This is a genomic window from Streptomyces sp. NPDC048671 (assembly GCF_055587045.1).
Genome location: NZ_JBVJHB010000013.1, coordinates 60931 through 79831 on the forward strand (window position 1 = coordinate 60931; position 18901 = coordinate 79831).

17 protein-coding genes are annotated in these 18901 nt (G+C 70.0%); 7 read left to right on the forward strand and 10 right to left on the reverse strand.

Features of this window, described 5'->3' with window-relative positions; genetic code table 11:
- Positions 1–40: 40 nt before the first annotated feature.
- The 7 genes from ACZ6S6_RS25830 to ACZ6S6_RS25860 all read right to left on the reverse strand — a co-directional run bounded on the left by ACZ6S6_RS25830 (position 41) and on the right by ACZ6S6_RS25860 (position 5355).
- Positions 41–670 (reverse strand): DUF3152 domain-containing protein, encoded by a 630-nt coding sequence (locus ACZ6S6_RS25830; RefSeq protein WP_469707065.1) that lies wholly within the window; start codon positions 668–670, stop codon positions 41–43.
- Between the two features lie 189 nt (positions 671–859).
- Complete coding sequence (locus ACZ6S6_RS25835; RefSeq protein ID WP_362962128.1) at positions 860–1666, reverse strand: DUF3152 domain-containing protein; 807 nt, start codon at positions 1664–1666, stop codon at positions 860–862.
- A 103-nt stretch (positions 1667–1769) separates the two neighbouring features.
- A complete protein-coding gene (locus tag ACZ6S6_RS25840; protein ID WP_469707148.1) occupies positions 1770–2729 on the reverse strand; it encodes a hypothetical protein in 960 nt (319 codons plus the stop codon).
- Between the two features lie 17 nt (positions 2730–2746).
- On the reverse strand, positions 2747–3256 hold the full coding sequence (locus ACZ6S6_RS25845; RefSeq protein ID WP_362962126.1) for a SigE family RNA polymerase sigma factor: 510 nt from the start codon (positions 3254–3256) through the stop codon (positions 2747–2749).
- A gap of 10 nt (positions 3257–3266) precedes the next feature.
- On the reverse strand, positions 3267–3731 hold the full coding sequence (locus ACZ6S6_RS25850; RefSeq protein ID WP_469707066.1) for a helix-turn-helix domain-containing protein: 465 nt from the start codon (positions 3729–3731) through the stop codon (positions 3267–3269).
- Positions 3732–3845: 114 nt separating this feature from the next.
- Positions 3846–4817 carry a hypothetical protein gene (locus ACZ6S6_RS25855; protein WP_362962122.1) on the reverse strand — a complete coding sequence of 324 codons (972 nt, stop codon included), beginning with the start codon at positions 4815–4817 and terminating at the stop codon, positions 3846–3848.
- 112 nt (positions 4818–4929) lie between these two features.
- Positions 4930–5355: a peptidase inhibitor family I36 protein gene (locus tag ACZ6S6_RS25860; protein WP_469707067.1), complete on the reverse strand. Its 426-nt coding sequence runs from the start codon at positions 5353–5355 to the stop codon at positions 4930–4932.
- 269 nt (positions 5356–5624) lie between these two features.
- Here ACZ6S6_RS25860 and ACZ6S6_RS25865 point away from each other — a divergent pair, with 269 nt between their 5' ends.
- The 5 genes from ACZ6S6_RS25865 (at position 5625) to ACZ6S6_RS25885 (ending at position 10247) form a co-directional block, all read left to right on the forward strand.
- Entirely contained in the window at positions 5625–6152 is a 528-nt protein-coding gene (locus ACZ6S6_RS25865; protein WP_469707068.1) for a hypothetical protein, read from the forward strand.
- Between the two features lie 24 nt (positions 6153–6176).
- Positions 6177–7595 (forward strand): peptidoglycan-binding protein, encoded by a 1419-nt coding sequence (locus ACZ6S6_RS25870; protein ID WP_469707069.1) that lies wholly within the window; start codon positions 6177–6179, stop codon positions 7593–7595.
- Positions 7592–8281, forward strand: a complete 690-nt coding sequence (locus ACZ6S6_RS25875) for an ABC transporter ATP-binding protein (protein WP_469707070.1) — start codon at positions 7592–7594, stop codon at positions 8279–8281. Before ACZ6S6_RS25870 ends, ACZ6S6_RS25875 begins: the two co-directional genes overlap by 4 nt.
- Entirely contained in the window at positions 8278–9483 is a 1206-nt protein-coding gene (locus ACZ6S6_RS25880) for an ABC transporter permease (protein WP_469707071.1), read from the forward strand. The genes ACZ6S6_RS25875 and ACZ6S6_RS25880 overlap by 4 nt, the downstream gene beginning before the upstream one ends.
- A 71-nt stretch (positions 9484–9554) precedes the next feature.
- A complete protein-coding gene (locus ACZ6S6_RS25885; RefSeq protein ID WP_469707072.1) occupies positions 9555–10247 on the forward strand; it encodes a demethylmenaquinone methyltransferase in 693 nt (230 codons plus the stop codon).
- Between the two features lie 47 nt (positions 10248–10294).
- On the opposite strand, the gene ACZ6S6_RS25890 is transcribed toward ACZ6S6_RS25885, so the two are convergent.
- Positions 10295–10819 carry a GNAT family N-acetyltransferase gene (locus tag ACZ6S6_RS25890; RefSeq protein WP_362962110.1) on the reverse strand — a complete coding sequence of 175 codons (525 nt, stop codon included), beginning with the start codon at positions 10817–10819 and terminating at the stop codon, positions 10295–10297.
- A gap of 97 nt (positions 10820–10916) precedes the next feature.
- Here ACZ6S6_RS25890 and ACZ6S6_RS25895 point away from each other — a divergent pair, with 97 nt between their 5' ends.
- Together ACZ6S6_RS25895 and ACZ6S6_RS25900 are read left to right on the forward strand one after the other, a co-directional pair.
- Positions 10917–12200, forward strand: coding sequence for a geranylgeranyl reductase family protein (locus ACZ6S6_RS25895; protein ID WP_362962108.1), 1284 nt, complete (start codon positions 10917–10919; stop codon positions 12198–12200).
- A 216-nt stretch (positions 12201–12416) separates the two neighbouring features.
- Positions 12417–13016: a TIGR03086 family metal-binding protein gene (locus ACZ6S6_RS25900; RefSeq protein WP_469707073.1), complete on the forward strand. Its 600-nt coding sequence runs from the start codon at positions 12417–12419 to the stop codon at positions 13014–13016.
- Positions 13017–13111: 95 nt separating this feature from the next.
- Here the strand turns inward: ACZ6S6_RS25900 and ACZ6S6_RS25905 are convergent, their stop codons facing one another.
- Complete coding sequence (locus tag ACZ6S6_RS25905) at positions 13112–15625, reverse strand: ATP-dependent Clp protease ATP-binding subunit (RefSeq protein WP_469707074.1); 2514 nt, start codon at positions 15623–15625, stop codon at positions 13112–13114.
- Positions 15626–15821: 196 nt separating this feature from the next.
- On the reverse strand, positions 15822–18881 hold the full coding sequence (locus ACZ6S6_RS25910; RefSeq protein WP_469707075.1) for an FG-GAP-like repeat-containing protein: 3060 nt from the start codon (positions 18879–18881) through the stop codon (positions 15822–15824).
- Between the last annotated feature and the right edge of the window lie 20 nt (positions 18882–18901).

Sequence of the window (18901 nt, forward strand, 5' to 3'; positions counted from 1 at the left end):
CTCACGTACCGCTCTCACGTACCGCTCTCAGCAACAGCTCTCACGGCACCGATGGGCCGCCCAGGTACTGGCCCTTGGCGTCGTAGGGCCAGGCGTTGGCGACGCATCCCTTGAGGCCGTATATCTGCTGCATCATGGCGGGGGCGGGGCGGCCCTTGCCGGGGCAGGTTTCGTGGCCGTGGCCGAGCCAGTGGCCGACTTCGTGGTTGATGATGAGGGCGCGGTAGTCGGCGAGGGGTCCGTCGAATTCGGGTGAACCAGTCTGCCAGCGCTTGAGGTTGACCATCACGTCCACACCGACGCGGCAGTTGACCTCACCGTGCGTGTCGAGACCGCTCTTCCCGCAGATCCTGTCGGTGGTCCGGGGCGACGCGATCCGTATGACCAGCCCCGCCGGGCCCTCGGCCACCTGGCGGAAGGTGTTCTCGCCGTGGTGCGACCAGCCCCGGGGGGAGGCCAGGATGCGGGCGACCTCGGCCGCGGCCTTGTCCGGGTCCAGGCCCGAACCGTCCTCCACCTCGACCCGGTAGGCGTTGCCCTTGCCGGTGTCCGACGCGCCCGCGCGGGCGACGGTGAAGGAGGACGAAGCGCCGGTGCCGTCCGAGTGCTCGCTCTTCCACCGGAGCCCCACCACGGCGCCCGCCACCAGCACGGCCGGAACGATGGCCATCACGAACAGCCGGTTCCGGCCACGTCCCCGCTGCCCCTGCCGACGCACGCCAGATCCCGGCATCCGCGCCCCTCCCCAGTACTCCGGTGTCCCTTGCTCCCCCTGTAATGACTGCTGTTGGCGCGAATTGGTTCAGTCCACTCGCTCACGAAGCGGACGCGGGCGGGTGCCTCACGGGCCTCACGGGCCTCATGGCACCGATGGTCCGCCCAGGTACTGGCCCTTGGTGTCGTAGGGCCAGGGGTTGGCGACGCATCCCTTGAGGCCGTATATCTGCTGCATCATGGCGGGGGCGGGGCGGCCCTTGCCGGGGCAGGTTTCGTGGCCGTGGCCGAGCCAGTGGCCGACTTCGTGGTTGATGATGAGGGCGCGGTAGTCGGCGAGGGGTCCGTCGAATTCGGGTGAACCGGTCTGCCAGCGTTTGAGGTTGACCATGACGTTGACGCCGACGCGGCAGTTGACCTCACCGTGGGTGTTGAGACCGCTGCTCCCGCAGATCTTGTCGGTGGTCGCCGCCGTGGCGATACGGACGACCAGCCCCGCGGGCCCTTCCGCGATCTGGTGGAACGAGTGCTCCCCGCCGTGCGCCCAGCCGCGCGGCGCGGCCAGGAACCCGGCGATCTGGGCGGCGGCCGCGTCCGGGTCGACGCCGGAACCGTCCTCCACCTCGACCCGGTAGGCATTGCCCCTGCCGGTGTTCTTGGCCCCCGCGCGGGCGACCGTGAAGGTGCCGGGGCCGGTCGGGGGAATGACCGGATGGCCACCGGAGTCGGAGGTGGAGTCGGAACTCGGCTTGGTCTTCGTGCTGGGCTTGGCTCTCGCCTTCGGCCTGGTGCTCGCCCCGGCCTTTGACACGGGACCGGACGCGGAGGCCGATGGAGACGGGTCCTTGACGGAACCGGCCGATCCGGACGCGGCCGCCGCGGCCGACACATCGTCCCCGCCACTCCACAGCGGCGCGGCCGCGACCGCGATGCAGATGAGGGCCGTCGGCACGAGGACCGCGACCAGCAACCGTATCCGGCCACGGCGGCGGCGCTCCTGCCGCGAGCGCCGCCGTGGCCCCCCGCCCCGTCGCCGTGTCTGCTTTCTCCGTACCTCAGCCGACACGATCCGCGTACTCCTTCGATTCCATGGGGTGTTCCGCCGCGGACTTCACGAGCTTCAGGAACCTGGGGCTCCCTGCGACGGCGAGCAATTGATCGGCGGTGACGGGTGACGGCTCCCTCGTGGCCTCGTCACCGTCGACCGAGAGGACGACGGTGCTGTCGCCGTACATGAAGCGGACGACGGTGCTCGTCGGGGCCGGTGATCCGTTCGGGCCGGTGACCACGGTCGCGGCATGCGCCTCGATCCCGCCGGGAAGCATCGCCCGTTTGCAACGCAGCTTCCTGTCCGGGTAGTTGGGGCAGGGCCCTTCCTGCGGAGCGACACTCCGACCGCTCTCGGCGCGTACCGAGAAGACGACGGGGAAGACGTTGCCGTCCCTCCCGGCCTGGTACCGGCTGACGGCGAGGTCCACCGGGTGGACCGGGCCGACCTGCGGCAGCAACTCCCCGAGCAGCAGCGCGACACGCTGCTGGAACTCCTCCTGCCGGGCCCGCTCGGCGGCCGGCAGGTCGGCCATGGACGACTGGCCGCGGGACGGCTCGACATGCACGGGAGGCGGTTGCGGTGTGTCCGTGGGCGCCGGTGACGGCGCGTCCGTGGGCACCGGTGACGGTGTGTCCGTGGGCGCCGGTGAGGGCGCGATGCTCGTACGCTGCGAGGCGGCGGACCACGTCCGAGCGGGTTCCGTACCGCCGCTCCCACCCCACATCGGCAGGACCACGCCGAGCACGCCGAGCGTCACCACGCCCGTCACCGCCGCCCCGATGGCCGCGCGGGCCCGGGTGCGGCGCCGGCGGCCCTGGACCAGGGCGGCGGGCACCAGGTCGGGCGGGGTCGGCGCACCGTCGGTCGCCTGTTCCATGGCGGCCCTGATCAGCAGGATCTCGGCCTCCGCGGCCTCCGCGGCCCCCTTGTCCGGTGCCCGGCCGGGAAAGCGGTCAGAAGACATGTCCACGACGGTTCTCCTCAGCTTCGGGTGGTGTAGAGGTGTGGGTCGCCCAGCCGCGTACGCAGCGTGGCGAGCGCCCGCGAGCACTGGCTCTTCACGGTGGACGGGCTGCACCGCAGCAGCTCGGCGACCGTCTCCACGCTCAGGTCCTCCCAGTAGCGCAGGACGACCATCGCCCGCGCGCGGGGCGGCAGGTCAGCCAGCGCGGCCAGCAGAGTGACCGTCAGCTCGGGGCCGACCGCTGGTGCGTGTGCGGCGATCGGCGTATGGGCACGGAAGTCGCGCAGCCGCCGGCGGCGCTCGGCGATATAGGTGCGGGTCAGTACGGTCCTGGCGTAGGCGTCCGGATGGCGGGCGGCGCTCAGCCGGTGCCAGTGCTGGAACAGCTTGGCCAGCGTCGTCTGCGTCAGATCACGGGCCGCCTCGGCGTCCCCGCACAGCAGGTACGCGGTGCGGTACAGCCGGCGCTGGCTCGCCCGCGCGAACTCCTCGAAGCTGTCGGCGTCCCGGCTGGGCCCCGCGCTCATCCGGCCCCCTTCACGGTCCGTCGGTGGTCTCTCCTCCTGTTACTGAGAGCTGACGGGCCGGAAAGGTTGAAGCCGAATCCGAATCCGTGTCCGAAACCTGGGCAGGTGGGCTGGTGCCCGCAGGTATCGCACCTGCCACCGAGGCGTCCGCCGCTCTCGGGAGCACCGCCGCGCAGGCGCGGCACAGCGACCGCAGACCCCTGCGGTGCAGCGCGGACAACAGGCAGAGCCGAAGTCTCGATATCCCGTCGAGTTTCGCCCGGATATTGGCGAGATGAAACTTCACCGTTCGCGGAGATACGTGCAGACGGGCCGCGATCTCCTCATTCGACGGAGCGCTGTGCAATGTGGCGAAAAGCTGCTCCTCCATGGCGGTGAGCCGACGGCGAGCTGGTGGTACAGGATGAGCTGCGGATGCGTGTACATACGGGTCGTCAAAGACCGGACCAGCACAGACGAGGCATTGAACCGTCATGATTCCCCCCCGGGTGCTGGTTCAAGAGCGGCAGGAATGTAGCACGGAGGGAGGGGGATTCCGGTTGCGATTCAGGATGTGGTCGGCGCGGGAGAGAGGTTTGGGGCTGATTGTTCAGGGCGACGAAATGAGTGAAGCGGCGAGTTTCAGCCGGTCCTTGAGTTGCTTCTTCGCCAGATCGAGCGTCTCGGCGTTCTTGTCGATCTGCCGTTTCTGGTAAGCGGACTGGACTGCGAAGTACACGCCGATCAGGCCGACCTCCCTCTTGCAGGCGGCATCGGCCTTGGCGGCGGTGATGGCGGCAGGCGAGGTGAGGGCGTCGTCGGTGATGCCGAGTTCCGTGGTGGCGTTCATCGGATCGGACGCGGTGTGCCCCTTGCGCGCCATGCAGTCGGACCAGTTCTTGTTGACCGTCTTGGTGCGGGAGTCCTCGCGCGCCCGGGATTCCGCCTGGGACTTGAGGTTGAACACGTACAACGCGTCCACCGCGTTCGGCTCGGGGGCGTACAGCTTCAGGAACGCCTCACGGCCGCAGCCGCCGACGGGTACCGCCTTGCCGTTGATCCGCTGCTTGCCGCCGCCCTTCTTCTCCGCCTCCGCCTGGCTCATCGGCATGTCCGCGGGCTTCAGGTCCGGGGCGCCGTGCAACGCGATCTCCTCGGACGCGGTGAGGCTCTGCGAGGTCCGCCCGGGTGGCTGCGCGTCTCCCGGGGCGCTGTAGCCGTACCGCGCCGCCTCGTTCTCGTCCACCACTCCGAAGATCCGTGCGTTCGTCCGGCCGGCAGCGGCGGAGGCCGGTCTCGACGGGAGGCTGTAGCGGAATCCGAAGCGTTCCATGCACCGGGAGATGAGGACGCCCTGGCCCTGCTGGAGCGCGGTGGTCTCCTCCTGAGTGGCGTCGTAGGCGTCCAGGGGGAACCGCAGCCCCACGGTGCTGGGCATCGTGGGGGTGGACGAGATCTCGGGTTCCGACTTCTCGTCGGTCCGCCCCTTGCCGGCGGGGGAGGAGCAGGCGGCGAGGAGGACGGCGGCGCAGACCACACCGACCGAACGGTGGAGGTGGCGGCGGCCGGAGAGCGGGTGCATGCGGATCCTTCGCAGGTGACCTGGTCGTACGATGTGGCAGCCGCTGTTCCGCCCGGCGCTTACGGGCAGAACAGCGGTGCGGTTCAGCGGCTGGTGTACGTCTCCCGGCCGGTCAGAAGTAGTACGCCGACGAGATCTCGTTCTTGAACGTGGTGGAGGCGTTGCCGTAGTAGTCGAGCGGCAGGGAGCCGTGGATCCCGCCCCGCAGGGGGTTGGTGTACACGTCCCAGGTCGTCACGTCGCGGTTCCAGTACGACGCGGTGTTGTCATCGGTGGTCTGGTTCTGACCGGGGCAGGTCTGGGAGCTCGTCGATGAGATGAAGCGGTCGTCGGAGAACCTTTCGTCCGAATGGAGAAGGTCGAAGACGCAGCCGGCGTAGTTCGAGTTGTAGTAGAGCCCGAACTCCCCGCTGTCCACGTTTCCGTTCTTGTGTCCGGCGGCGGTCGCCGTGCCCGCGGTCGTGAGTATCAGCCCGGTGACCGCGGTCGCGGCCAGGGTGATGCCGGTCAGACGTCGCATGGCGATTAAACGAGTCATTCGGTCTCTCCTCCGTGTGGTGAGGTCGCGTGTGGGGGGCTGATGAGTCGTGAGCGCCAGCAATTCAATGCGGCGTGCATGGAAATGGGTACTGCCCTCAAGGACAGTTGTTGTCCGTGTGCGGGGTCTGTACTTTGAGCATCCGAGACTGCGTCACCGGCCGCCAAGTGGCCTTTTCGAGGACGGCTGTTGGATGCGCGACGAGCAGCTGACGCATCATGCGCGGTGACTGTCTCCACACTCCGCTGTTCCTCTCCCGGGAGTCCCGTATGCGCCCCGTTCCCGCTGTCTTCAGAGCTGTCGTGGCGCTGGCGCTGCTCTCCCTCGTGACCGCCGGATGCTCGGACTCGAAGGACTCGAAGGACTCGACGGGGCGCGGACAGTCGCAGCCGCAGGTGAAGTCGTCACCGAAGCCCGCCCAGGGGGCGGACGAAACGGCGTATTACCGGTGCCTGGAGGACCAGGGGATCGCGTTGGAGACGACCGACGACGGCATGCTGCGGGTCCGCAAGGGCAAGGACAACAACGCGGCAATCCTGGCGGCGGAGAAGAAGTGTGCCGGGCTCCAGCCCTCCCCGGCCACGGCCTCCGCGACCGAGGAGGACATGGTGCGGGCGAGGAAACTGAGCGCGTGCCTGCGGGAGCACGGCGTCAAGGACTATCCGGACCCCGGGCCGGGCGGGGATGCCCCGCTCAGCGCCGAGTTGGCCCACGCGATGAAGACGGACCCCGACTACCGCAAGGCGAACCGGGCGTGTGATCCCCGGCCCGATGGCGACTCCGTGGCCGGCGGCTGACCTGTCCGGAGGGAGGAGGTCCCGATGAACGGCGAGAGCGGCGGCGAGGAGCCGGGCAACGGCGGTGAGGAGCGGGACAGCGGGCTGACCCGGCGCCGCCGCTGGGTGGTCGCGGTCGCCGTCGCCGCCGCGCTGCTCGGCATCGCCGGGGTCGGTGCGTCGATGGTCATCAGGTCACCGGCCCAGGCGGCGGCGGAGGCCCGCGCTCCGGAGGAGGACGTGCTGACCGCAGCGGTGGAGCGCCGGGTTCTGGTGTCCTCGGTGATCACGCGGGGCCAGGTGAGGGCGGGCCAGACCGTGAGCGTCTCTCCCCAGGTGTCCGGCGGCGACAAGGGGGCCGCCGGTGCGGTGATCACCAAGCTGCCGGTCAAGGCTCAGGACGTGCTGAGCAGCGGACGGCTGCTGATGGAGGTCTCCGGCCGCCCCGTGTTCGTACTGCGGGGGAAGCTGCCCGTCTACCGGGATCTGCGCCCCGGCAGCGAGGGCGATGACGTCCGGCAGCTCCAGAAGGCGCTGCGGGACCTCGGACACCCCACCGCACCCGACGCGGACGGCACCTTCGGCGCGGGGACCAAGACGGCGCTCAGCTCCTTCTACGCGTCCATCGGCTACGACCCGCTGCCCGCCCAGGACGACGACGCCGAAGGGGTCGGGCCGGCCGGTGAGGCGGTGCGGTCGGCCGAGCGCGCGCTGGAGGACGCCGAGGAAGCCGAACCTGCGGCGAAGAACGAGGGCGCGCCGGGTGATCCGCGCAAGCCGGTGCGACGGGCCGAGGAGGACCTGGCCGACGCGCGCGCCGCCTATGCCACGGCGCAGGCGAAGTCGGGCCCGATGCTGCCCGCGGGCGAGGCGGTGTTCCTGGAGAGTTTCCCGGCCCGGGTGAACGCGGTGCAGGGCGCCGTGGGCGCGAAGGTGTCCGGGACGGTGATGACCCTGTCCTCGGTCCGGCTGGTCGTCCAGGCATACGTCCCCGAGTACCAGAAGGGGCTGTTGCGCGCCGGCCAGCACGTGGAGATCTACTCGGAGGCCACCGGGGTATCGGCGCGCGCCGAGGTGACCCGCGTCGCCGACACGCAGACCGTACCGGACCGGAGTGCCGCCACTTCCGGGACGGACGGCGGCGGCGCCCCGGCGGCCGGACCCGTCGGCTACCTGGTGCAGATCACCCCGGACAAAGGTCTCGATGCCCAACTGAGCGGCCAGGACGTTCGTTTGACGATCGAGGCGGCCTCCAGCGGCGGTAAGGTCCTGGTGGTTCCGATCACCGCGATCACCGCGGGTGCGGACGGCAGAACCGTGGTGACTGTGGTCGCCGGATCCGGTGACCACGAACGCGTGGAGGTACGTCCCGGCACGTCCGGCGACGGCTTCGTCGCGGTCGTACCCGTGGTGAAGGGCGCCCTGGGCGCCGGCGACAGGGTGATCACCGGGGTACGGAAGTGAGCGTGCCCGTCATCGAGTTCCGTCAGGTCGCCCTCACCTACCCGGGACCACCGCCGGTCGCCGCGTTCCGGCCCTGCGATCTGGTGATCGACCGGGGCGAGTTCGTCACCGTCGTCGGCCCGTCCGGATCGGGCAAATCGACCTTCCTCAACATCGCCGGGCTGCTGGACGCCCCGACCGCGGGAACGTATCTCCTCGACGGCCTGAACACCGGGGCGCTGAAGGACGGCGACCGCACCTCACTGCGGGGCCGCCGGATCGGCTTCGTCTTCCAGTCCTTCCATCTGCTGCCGCACCGAAGCGCCCTGGAGAACGTCACGCTGGCGATGGTCTACAGCGGCGTGGCCCGCAAGGAGCGCCGGCGGCGGGCGCGGGAGGCGCTGGTACGGGTCGGGCTCGGGCACCGCGTCGACTCCCTGCCCGCCCGGTTGTCCGGCGGGGAGCGGCAGCGGGTGGCGATCGCGCGGGCGCTGGTGGCCAGGCCCTCCCTGCTGCTCTGCGACGAGCCGACCGGCAACCTCGACACGGCCACCGCGCGGTCGGTGCTCGGCCTGCTCGCGGAGCTGCACACCGACGGCATGACGGTGCTGGTGATCACGCACGACCCGGAGGTGGCCGGCCGCGGCGCGCGTACGGTCACGATCCGCGACGGGGTGCTGTGCGAACAAGAGGAGGCGGCCGGGTGATCCGCGGCGGACCGCGGACGCGCCGTAGCCGTCCGGTGGAGCCCTCGGTGTTCTCCTTCGGTGACCTGCTGGGCGAATCGGTCGCCGGAATGCTTCAGCGCCCGGCCCGCTCCGCCCTGACGGCGCTCGGCACGGTCCTGGGAGTGGGCGCGTTCGTGGCCGTTCTGGGGCTGACCGCCACGGAGGTGTCGGTCGAGGACAAGGCCGCGGAGCAGAACGAGTTCGCGGCGCCCGCCTTCCCGCCGGACGCCGACGCACGGGTGGAGAGGCTGAACGGGGTCCGCAGCGCCGGGGTGTACTGGCCCGTACGCCTGCCCACCGACGTGACCGTGCGGTCCGCCCCGGTGGGCGATGCCGGCAGCGGCGGGAGGACACAGGTGGTCGCGGCTTCCCCCGGCGTGCTCGAGGCAGCCGAACCCACGCTGTCCCAGGGACGGACCTACGACGACCTCATGTCCGAGGACGGGGCGTACGTCGCGGTCATCGGGTCGGGCGTCGCGGCCCGGCTCGGGATCACCACGCTGGAGACCCGGCCCGCCGTCTTCGTCGGTGACCAGCCGTTCACCGTCACCGGGATCATCGAGGACACCGAACGCAAGGCCGACCTGCTGCTGTCCGTGGTCGTCCCGCGCACCACGGCCGAGAAGATCTGGGGGCCGCCCGACGGCGGCAGCGCGACGATGCTCGTCTCGACGGAACTGGGCGCGGCCCAGCAGGTCGCCCGGCTGGCCCCGACCGCGCTGCGGCCCGACCATCCCGAATACCTCAAGGCCCTGCCGCCGCCCGATCCCCGAATGCTCCGCTCCTCGGTCGGCGACGACCTGAACCAGCTGTTCCTGCTCCTGGCGGGCATCTGCCTGGTCATCGGCGCGGTCGGGATCGCCAACACCACCCTGGTATCGGTCCTGGAGCGGACCGGCGAGATAGGTCTGCGGCGCGCTCTCGGCGCCCGCGCCAGGCACATCACCCTTCAGTTCCTCGCCGAGTCCGGGGTCCTCGGGGCTCTGGGCGGCCTCGTCGGGACCTCACTGGGTGTGGTGACGGTCGTCGGGGTGGCGGTGGCCCGTGGCTGGACCCCGGTCGTGCATCCGGTCACCGCGGCGGCGGCCCCCGTGATCGGTCTGGTCACCGGAGTACTGGCCGGGCTGTATCCGGCATGGCGGGCATCGCGCGTCCAGCCCGCCGAAGCGCTGCGTCGCTGACCGCAGGCGCCCGGTCCCCGGACAGCGGGCCTGCCCCGCCGCCGCCGGGCCGGGCTGCTTGAATGGGAGGCGTGACCCGAGCCTCCCTGGACAAGCAGCCGCACGAAGTCGCCTCGATGTTCGACGACGTGGCGGAGAACTACGACCTCACCAACGACGTGCTCTCGCTCGGCCAGGCCCGGCTGTGGCGCAAGGAGGTCGCCAAGGCGGTGCACGCGCGGCCCGCGGAGAAGGTCCTCGACCTGGCCGCCGGGACCGCGACGTCCTCGCTGCCGTTCGCCGCGACCGGTGCGTACGTCGTGCCGTGCGACTTCTCCATCGGCATGCTCCAGGAGGGCAAGACGCGCAACTCCTGGCTGCCGTTCACCGCGGGCGACGCGACGCGGCTGCCGTTCCGCGACGAGGTGTTCGACGCGGTGACCATCTCCTTCGGGCTGCGCAACGTCCAGGACACGGGCGCGGCGCTGCGCGAGCTGTACCGGGTGACGAAGCCGGGCGGCCGGGTCGTCATCTGCGAGTTCTCCCAGCCGGTCTGGACGCCGTTCCGGACCGTCTACACCGAGTACCTGATGCGGGCGCTGCCGCCGGTCGCGCGCGCGGTGTCGTCCAACCCCGACGCGTACGTCTATCTCGCCGAGTCGATCCGCGCCTGGCCCGACCAGGCCGGGCTCGCCGCCATGCTCCAGGAGACCAGCTGGTCGAAGGTCGCCTGGCGCAACCTCACCGGCGGCGTGGTGGCGCTGCACCGGGGCGTACGCGCCTGACGGGCGGCAGGTGCCGTAGGGCGGCGGTCACCGGCCCAGGGCGGCGGTCACCGGCCCAGCTCCAGCCGGAAGCACCGCACCTCCTGCCCCGACCGGGGCACGGTGAAGCTCTCCGCCCGCTCCATGCCCAGGCGCCGGGCCACAGCGACCGACCGTTCGTTGAGCTCGTCGACCGCCGCCACCACCCGCTCCACCCCGGCCGCGCGCACCCGCTCCAGCGCCAGGTGCGCGGCCGCGGTCACGTAGCCGCGGCCCCATGCCGTACGGGCCAGCCGCCAGCCGATCTCGATCTCGCCCACCGGGCCGTACGCGGTCTGCGGCCAGGGCTGCGCCCCGGTGAAGCCGACGACCTCGCCGCCCGCGTCGAGCACGGTCCACAGGCAGAAGCCGCGCTCCGCGTCGAGTCTGCGCTGCCGGGCGGTCCACTCCTCGTACAGGGACGGCTCGGACGGACGGCCGCCGAGGAACTCCATCACCTCCGGGTCACGGAAGGCGCGGTGCCAGGCCACCGCGTCCTCGTCGGTCGGGACACGCAGCTGTACGACAGGGAGTGCGCGAGGCGCGATCGACATGAGGGAGCCCTTCGGAAAGTTGGTCGGCAGGCCCCCATAGACTGCCCTGGCCATGTGCCGCGCGGCACTCGATTTCGAGTCTTCGGGAGATCCGACCGTGACCGAGCCCCTGTCCGAACACAGCGCGGACGTGATCGTCGTCGGGGCAGGCCCAGCCGGCTCCACGACCGCGTACTACCTCGCCAAGGCGGGCCTCGACGTCCTCCTCCTGGAGAAGACCGCCTTCCCCCGCGAGAAGGTCTGCGGCGACGGCCTCACACCGCGCGCCACCAAGCAGCTCGTCTCCATGGGCATCGACATCTCGGAAGAGGCCGGCTGGCTCCGGAACAAGGGCCTGCGCATCATCGGCGGCGGCGTCCGGCTCCAGCTGGACTGGCCGGACCTCGCCTCCTACCCGGACTACGGACTGGTCCGCAAGCGCGACGACTTCGACGAGCAGCTGGCCCGCCAGGCGCAGAAGGGCGGCGCCCGGCTGTACGAGCGCTGCAACGTCGGCGCCCCGATCACCGACCCCCGCACCGGCCGGATCACCGGCGTGCACGCGAAGCTCGGCGAGGAGAAGACCCCGGTCACCTTCCACGCCCCCCTCGTCGTCGCCGCCGACGGCAACTCCACCCGGCTCTCCGTCGGGATGGGCCTGCACCGCCGCGAGGACCGTCCGATGGGCGTCGCGGTCCGTACGTACTTCACCTCGCCCCGCCACGACGACGACTACCTGGAGTCCTGGCTGGAACTCTGGGACCGGCGCGGGGTCGAGGACCGGCTGCTGCCCGGCTACGGCTGGATCTTCGGCATGGGCGACGGCACCTCCAACGTCGGCCTCGGCATCCTCAACTCCTCCTCCGCCTTCAAGGAGCTGGACTGGCGCGAGGTCCTCAAGGCGTGGTGCGCGTCGATGCCGGAGGACTGGGGCTACACCCCCGAGAACATGACGATGCCGATCCGCGGTGCCGCCCTCCCGATGGCCTTCAACCGCCAGCCGCACTACACCAAGGGCCTGCTGCTCGTCGGTGACGCGGGCGGCATGGTCAACCCGTTCAACGGCGAAGGCATCGCGTACGCCATGGAGTCGGGCCAGATCGCCGCCGACGTCATCGTCCAGGCCCACGCCCGCTCGACCCCGGCCCAGCGCGAACTGGCCCTGAACAACTACCCGAAGGTGCTCAAGGAGACCTACGGCGGCTACTACACGATGGGCCGCGCCTTCGTGAAGCTGATCGGCAACCCGAAGGTCATGAAGGTCGCCACCCAGCGCGGCCTGACGCACCCGCTGCTGATGAAGTTCACGCTGAAGATGCTCGCCAACCTCACCGACCCGACGGGCGGCGACGCGATGGACCGCATCATCAACGGCCTGACGAAGGTGGCGCCGCGTTCGTGACCGGGGGCTTCGCCGGTCGCCCGGAACAGCGACCGCCGACCGGTCTGCGTGCCACTCGCTGATCAGTGGGGCCGTGCACGTCAACAAGAAGTGACGGCCCCGCTGACTCGGTCCGGGAGACCCACCTCGCGGGTGCGTGGCCGGCGGGCGTGCCCACGGGGGCTCGGCGTCGGATTTCCGCCAGCGCGTCGCCTCCGGCACTCCTACGCTGCGGCCATGTCCTACCGCTTCGCCGGCATCATCGACCGTTATCTGCTCTCCGGTTCCGAGTTCACCCGCAGGCTGCGCGCGGTGCGGCCCGAACAGTGGACGGCCCCCACCCCCTGCACGGAGTGGGACGTACGCCACCTCGTCAACCACATGACCCGGGGAAACCTCAACTACGCCGCCCTGCTGGACGGCGGCACGGCCGCCGACTTCCTCCGGCTCCGGGACGAGGACGCCCTGGGCCGAGATCCGGTGGGCGCCCACATCCGGTCGGTACGGGAGTGCGCCGAGGCGTTCCGCAGGCCGGGCGCCCTCCAGCAGATCCTGGACCACCCCCTCGGCCCGGTGACCGGAGCACAAGCCCTCGCCGTGCGCACCACGGACGCGACCATCCACACCTGGGACCTCGCCCGAGCCGTCAGCGCTCCCGAGGAGCTCGCTCCGGGGCTCGTCGCCTGGATCGAGGACCACCTCGCCGACATCTACGCCGGCTTGGCGGAGTCACCCGTCTCCGCCGGCACCACCCACCGCTTCTTCGCCGCCCCGGGGGTTCCACCGGTGGCGGGGGAGACCCGGCAGGCCCGGTTGCTGCGGCTGATGGGGCGCTGAGCGGAGGGAGGAGCACGTTCGGCCTGCGGCATCCGCGGGTTGGGCGCGGCTTCGCCAGAAGCGTCCGATGCCGTCCCGGCAAGGGGCCGGCGTCGTCAGGAAGCTTCTTCCGCTTCCGCTTCCTCCACGGGCCGGGCGGCTCCCTTGCGGACCGTGCAGTGGAGCGAGTTGTCCCGCACATCGGCGACGATCGTGTCGCCGGGGTCGCTCTCGCCGCTCAGCAGCAGTGAGGCGATGCGGTTGTCGAGCTCCGTCTGGATGGTGCGGCGCAGCGGGCGGGCACCGAACTCCGGCTGGTAGCCATGGGCGACCAGCAACTTCTTCGCCGCTTCGGTCACCTTCAGCGTCATGCCCTGAGCGTGGACGCGGTGCTTGCTCCGGTTCAGGAGGTGCTCGACGATCTCCGACAGGTCTTCCTCGGTGAGGCTGTGGAAGATGATGATGTCGTCGATCCGGTTGAGGAACTCGGGCAGGAACCGTCCCCGCAGGTCGTCCATCAGCTCGTCCTTGAGTTCCGCGGCATCGCCCTTGTGAGCGAGGATGCGATGGGCGCCGATGTTGGACGTCATGATGACCACGCAGTGGCGGAAGTCGACCGTGCGGCCCTGCGCGTCCGTCAGACGGCCGTCGTCAAGGATCTGCAGCAGCGTGTTGAACACGTCGGGGTGTGCCTTCTCCACCTCGTCGAACAGCACCACGCTGTACGGCTTGCGGCGAACCTTCTCGGTGAGCTGACCGGCCTCGTCGTAGCCGACGTACCCGGGAGGTGCGCCGACGAGCCGGGCGACCGTGTGCTTCTCCTGGAACTCGCTCATGTCGAACCTGATCATCCGGTCCGCGTCGCCGAAGAGCAGTTCGGCGAGCGTCTTGGCGAGTTCGGTCTTGCCCACACCGGTGGGGCCCAGGAAGAGGAACGAGCCCACGGGCCGGTTCGGGTCCCCCATGCCCGCGCGATTGCGGCGCACGGCTTCGGAGACCGCGGTGACCGCCTCGTTCTGGCCGACGATCCGGGCGTGCATCTCCTCCTCCAGCCCGAGGAGCTTCTCCTTCTCGCTGGCGGTGAGCTGGGAGACCGGAATCCCCGTGCGGCGGGAGACGATGTCCGCGATGTCGGAGGCGGTGACGGAGACGACGCCTTCGCGGCGCTCCTCGACGCCCGCGAGCTCGCCCTCCACCTCGGCGATCTGCCGCTTCAGGTCCGAGGCCCTGTCGAACTCCTCGCCGGCGACGGCCTGGTCCTTCTCGCGTCGCAGCTTCGCGAGGCGGTCCTCCCGGCTGACGACCTCGGTGGAACGGCCGGCGCTGCGCAGCCGTACCCGGGCACCCGCCTGGTCCATCAGGTCGATCGCCTTGTCCGGCAGGAACCGGTCGCTGATGTAGCGGTCGGACAGTTCCGCCGCCGCGGTCAGGGCCCCGTCGGCGAAGCGGACCTGGTGGTGCGCCTCGTACGCGTCGCGCAGCCCTTCGAGGATCTGCACCGTCTCCTCGACACTCGGTTCGGGGATGAGAACGGGCTGGAAGCGGCGTTCGAGGGCGGCGTCCTTCTCGATGTGCTTGCGGTACTCGTCGATGGTCGTCGCTCCCACCACGTGGAGCTCGCCGCGTGCGAGTGCGGGCTTGAGCATGTTGCCCGCGTCCATCGCCCCCTCGCCCGTCGCGCCCGCGCCGACGACCGTGTGCAGTTCGTCGATGAAGAGGATGATGTCGCCGCCGGCCGCCTGGACGTCCTCGATGACCTTCTTCAGCCGCTCCTCGAACTGGCCCCGGTACTGCGCACCGGCCACCATGCCGGACATGTCGAGGGAGACGACCCTCTTGCCCTTCAGGGACTCGGGCACTTCGCCGGCCACGATGCTCTGGGCCAGCCCCTCCACGATGGCGGTCTTCCCGACCCCGGGCTCACCGATGAGCACCGGGTTGTTCTTGGAGCGCCGCGAGAGGATCTCGATGGTCTGCTCGATCTCCTCGGCCCGGCCGACGACAGGGTCGAGCCGGCCCGCCTTCGCCTCCTCCGTGAGATCCCGGCCGAATTCGTCCAGGGTCGTCGAAGGCTGCTTCCCGGCAGCGGGGGCACCGTCCGCCCGGTCCGCGTGACCCCGCAGCTTCTGTGTGTCCACGTCCTGAGCGCGCAGGAACCGGTTGGCACCCGAGTCCGGGTCCTCCAGGAGTGCGGCGAGGATGTGCTCGGGGCCGATGTAGGACACTTCCGCCGCCTGCGAGCCGGCGTAGGCGGCGGCGAGGGTGCGCTTCGCCGCCGGTGTGAGCCCGGGTGACGCGGACGGTTCGCCCGCCTCCCGGGGCAGCACCTCGGCGATCCGGGCCGCGAGCGCGTCGACGTCGACACCGGCCTGGGTGAGGAGGCTCCGTGCGGGGTCGACCTGAGTGGCCGCCCACAGGAGGTGTTCCGTGTCGAGGTCGGACGTCCCGTTCTCGGCCGCCTTCTGCGTGGCCAGGCCGAGAAGTTCGTGCGACGACTCCGTGAGGAGGCGGCCGATGGGCACCCTCTGCACAGCTGGTGGCGACGAGGCCGGTGACGTGCCGAAGAAGCGGTCGAGCATCTCGCTGAAAGGGTCGGACGATCCGAAAGGTGAACCGAACCCCATCGACATGGCAGCTCCTAGTGCAGTGACGGCCCCTCCAACTCAAACCCGGTGCCGCTGCCTCCGCAACCTGAGCAAACGCCCGGGGAGTCCGCTGCCCGCCCACCCCGTAGGCAGACGAGGCCGCGGGCCGCACCGGGAAGGCGCGGCCCGCAGCCTCGTCATCAGGCTGGTTCGGCTCAGACTGGATCAGCTCGGTGCCGGTTCAGCTCAGTGCTTGGAAGTTGAGCCAGCCCGTGGTGCCGACCGTGGTGGGTGTGCCGATGCCGGTGAGGGTGATGGAGGGGTAGAAGGAGAGTCCCTTGTCGGTGTCGTGGCTGGTGGCGAAGAGGTCGGGTTTGCCGTCCCCGTTGCTGTCGCCCTCCGAGGTGATCAGCGGGTGTGTGGTGGTGTCCCAGCCGCTGGCCTTGAGGTCGATGGTGGTGTGGCCGAGTCCCTCACCGGCCGGCCCGGTGCCGGTGTAGAGGCGGAGCCTTCCGTCCGTCTTCTGTCTGGCGACCATGTCGACCTTGCCGTCGCCGTTGACGTCGCCGGGAGCGACCATCTCGTAGTTGGCCCAGGCACCGTCACCGATGAGGATGGGGTCGGTGACCTCGTCGATATAGAAGCTGTCCGAGCCGTAGTAGAGCCAGAGGTGGTCGCCTTCCTTGACCAGGAGGTCGGTGTGGCCGGGCACGTCGACCGTGCCGTCGCCGTCGACGTCGAGCGGACCGTCGACATCACCGATGGCCAGGATCTGGTCGGCGTTCTTCCAGTGGTTGTTCTCCGGGCTGTACACGTCGAGCGGCACCCGGTCGAAGCCGCATTCCTGTGAGGCGCCGTCGGCCTCCTCGCCCCGTGCGGTGCACGCGTAGCCGAGGCCGTTGTTGGGGTAGACGTACAGGTTCTTCTGGCCGTCCGCACCGGGCTGGGCGGCGATGAGGTCTTCGTAGCCGTCGTCGGTCCAGTCCCCGCGATGGGTGATGGAGGCGCCGTTGAAGTTCGTGCCACTGGCCACGGTGTAGGGGGCGTACCGGCCGTTGCCCTGGCCCGGGTAGAGCCACAGGGTCCCGTCGGTGCGGACGCCGTACATGTCGGTGTTGCCGTCCCCGTTGACGTCACCGGGTTTGTCGGTGATGCCGAGGCTGTTGGCGTAGAAGATGTACGCGCTGCGGTCGGAGACGTTGCCGGCCCTGTCGATGCTGTGCACGTAGAGCGTGTGGTTGCCGGCCGCGAGCGGACGGAGCTTGACGTTGACGGATCCGCCCTGCGCGGAGGGGCTGGCGGAGACCTTCTTGCTGTCCCAGTCGGTCCAGTACTCGTACTTGGTGACGTCGGCGACTCCGCCGCTGCTGAGGGTGAAGGTGCCCTCGGCACGAGCGTCGCCGGTGGTGGCGGGCCAGCCGTCGGAGCCGTCGGGGAACTGGACGGAGGTCACGCCGGGCGGGGTGGAGGGCCGGGTGGGGTCGAAGACGAAGCGGCAGCCGGCCTTGCCGGTGGCGGGCACCCAGCCGGAGGACAGCGAACCGTCCTGGGTCTGTGCCTTCCAGGAGAAGTTCCCGTTCGCCTTGGACAGGTACGGGGTGAGCTGGGCTTTCGTGACCTTGAGCTTGGCGACGGTACCGGAGGTGGCGGACACCGTCTTGTTCACGATCAACACGCCGTTGGGATCGTCGACGGGGTGGTGTCCCGTGGCCCAGAGACTGAACTGGACCTTGACCGTGCCACCGTCCCGGTCGGAGCCCTTGGCGGTGAGATACAGGTCGGTGTTGCCGATCAGCCCGTAGGGGGCGGTGGTGCCGCAGCCGGCGCTGTTCTTGGTGGACGGAATGGTGTCCAGGCCGGTGGGAAGGCTCGGACGGGTGTTGTAGGTGGTCGACAGAAGGGCGGACTTGGCGTCGAACTTCTTCCAGCCGTAGACGTCCGTCTCGCTGCCGGCCTTCAGGGCGACGGTGATGGTGTTCCAGTGGCCCTTGACGGCGTCCTTGGCAGCGGCGGTGGTGTTGAAGGCGAGTTTGGCGGCCGGGCAGGCGGAGCCCCAGCCGTGGGCTTCAGTGACCGAGCCCAGGGTGCGGATCTTCTTGGGCTGCTTGTTCCAGGTCGTGGCCGAGCTCATGTACTCGGTGTGCCACAGCTCGATCGGCTTCTTGGTGCACGACCACGACCAGGTGTTCTTGATGGTGAACTTGGAGCTGGAGATCACCTTGTCGGTGGACCACAGGTTGCCCGTATTCATGCGGAAATAGGAGCGGGCCAGACCGTTTGTCTCGTTCTCGTAGCCGGCGCGGGCCGTCGTGGTGCCGCCGCCGAAGTTCGCCCCGTTGTAGAAGGAAGTCGTGGGCTGCGCCTTGTAGGCGATGGTCCAGGCGTACCGGGAACCTGACACCGAAGGGTCCAGCAGGACGGGGTACTGAGTGTCCTCACCCGTCAGCAGCTCCTGATTCGGCGTGAGGGTCAGCTTTCCATTCGCCACGGCCGCTTCCATGGAAGCCTGTTGCGCTCCGTAGCCCGGTTCGAACTCGTCCGCCGGCGGCGGAGGGCCTTCGTCCACGTCGGCGCCGGCCGTTCGCGCCTCGGGAGCGTCGGCGGTCCCGCTGTCCCACATCAGCGGAGTGGGGGCGGTGAAGACCTCCTGACCGGCCGGGTTCACGGCGGTGAGGTTGCCGTACTCATCCGTGCTCGGTTCCACTCCGTCGGTGGCCAGATCGAAGTGGATCTGTTTCAGCGCCGGATCAGCGGCGGCCTGGGCCGTCTTGACGACGAACAGGCTGGTGAATCCGGCGGGACCGGCGCGGAGCTTGAGATCCACATCGGTCAGAACGTTTGCGAAGGTTACGGTGTCCCCGTCGACCTGGGCGCTGGGCAACGTATGGGGCCAGCTCCACGACATGCTGCGGCCGTCACGCACGATCGTCGCCAGGGGGCCGTCACCACCGCCGGAGAACCGTACGGCCGTCTCGGTGGCCTTCGGGGACAGTGTCCCGTCAGGGTTCGCCTCCAGGTGCGTGTCGATCGGTACGAGCTTGTTGTCCTGCCGGGCGAACTGGGGCAGTACGTAGGCGTCCTGAGTGAATGACCCATCCGGATTGGCGAACACCTGGGACGCCTCGGTGCGCCGCGAAAGCACCTCGGTGGGCTCGCCGGTATCGACCGCCTCGGCCAGAGCGCTCTCGTCGGCCCCGAGTTGCCGTGCTGTCTGCCCGGCGGTCTGGCTGTCGTTTGCTGGTGCAGCGGCTGACGCCATCTGCTGCGGCAGGAACACCGCCAGCGTCGCTACCGCTGACACAGCGGCGATGGCGCCTCTTG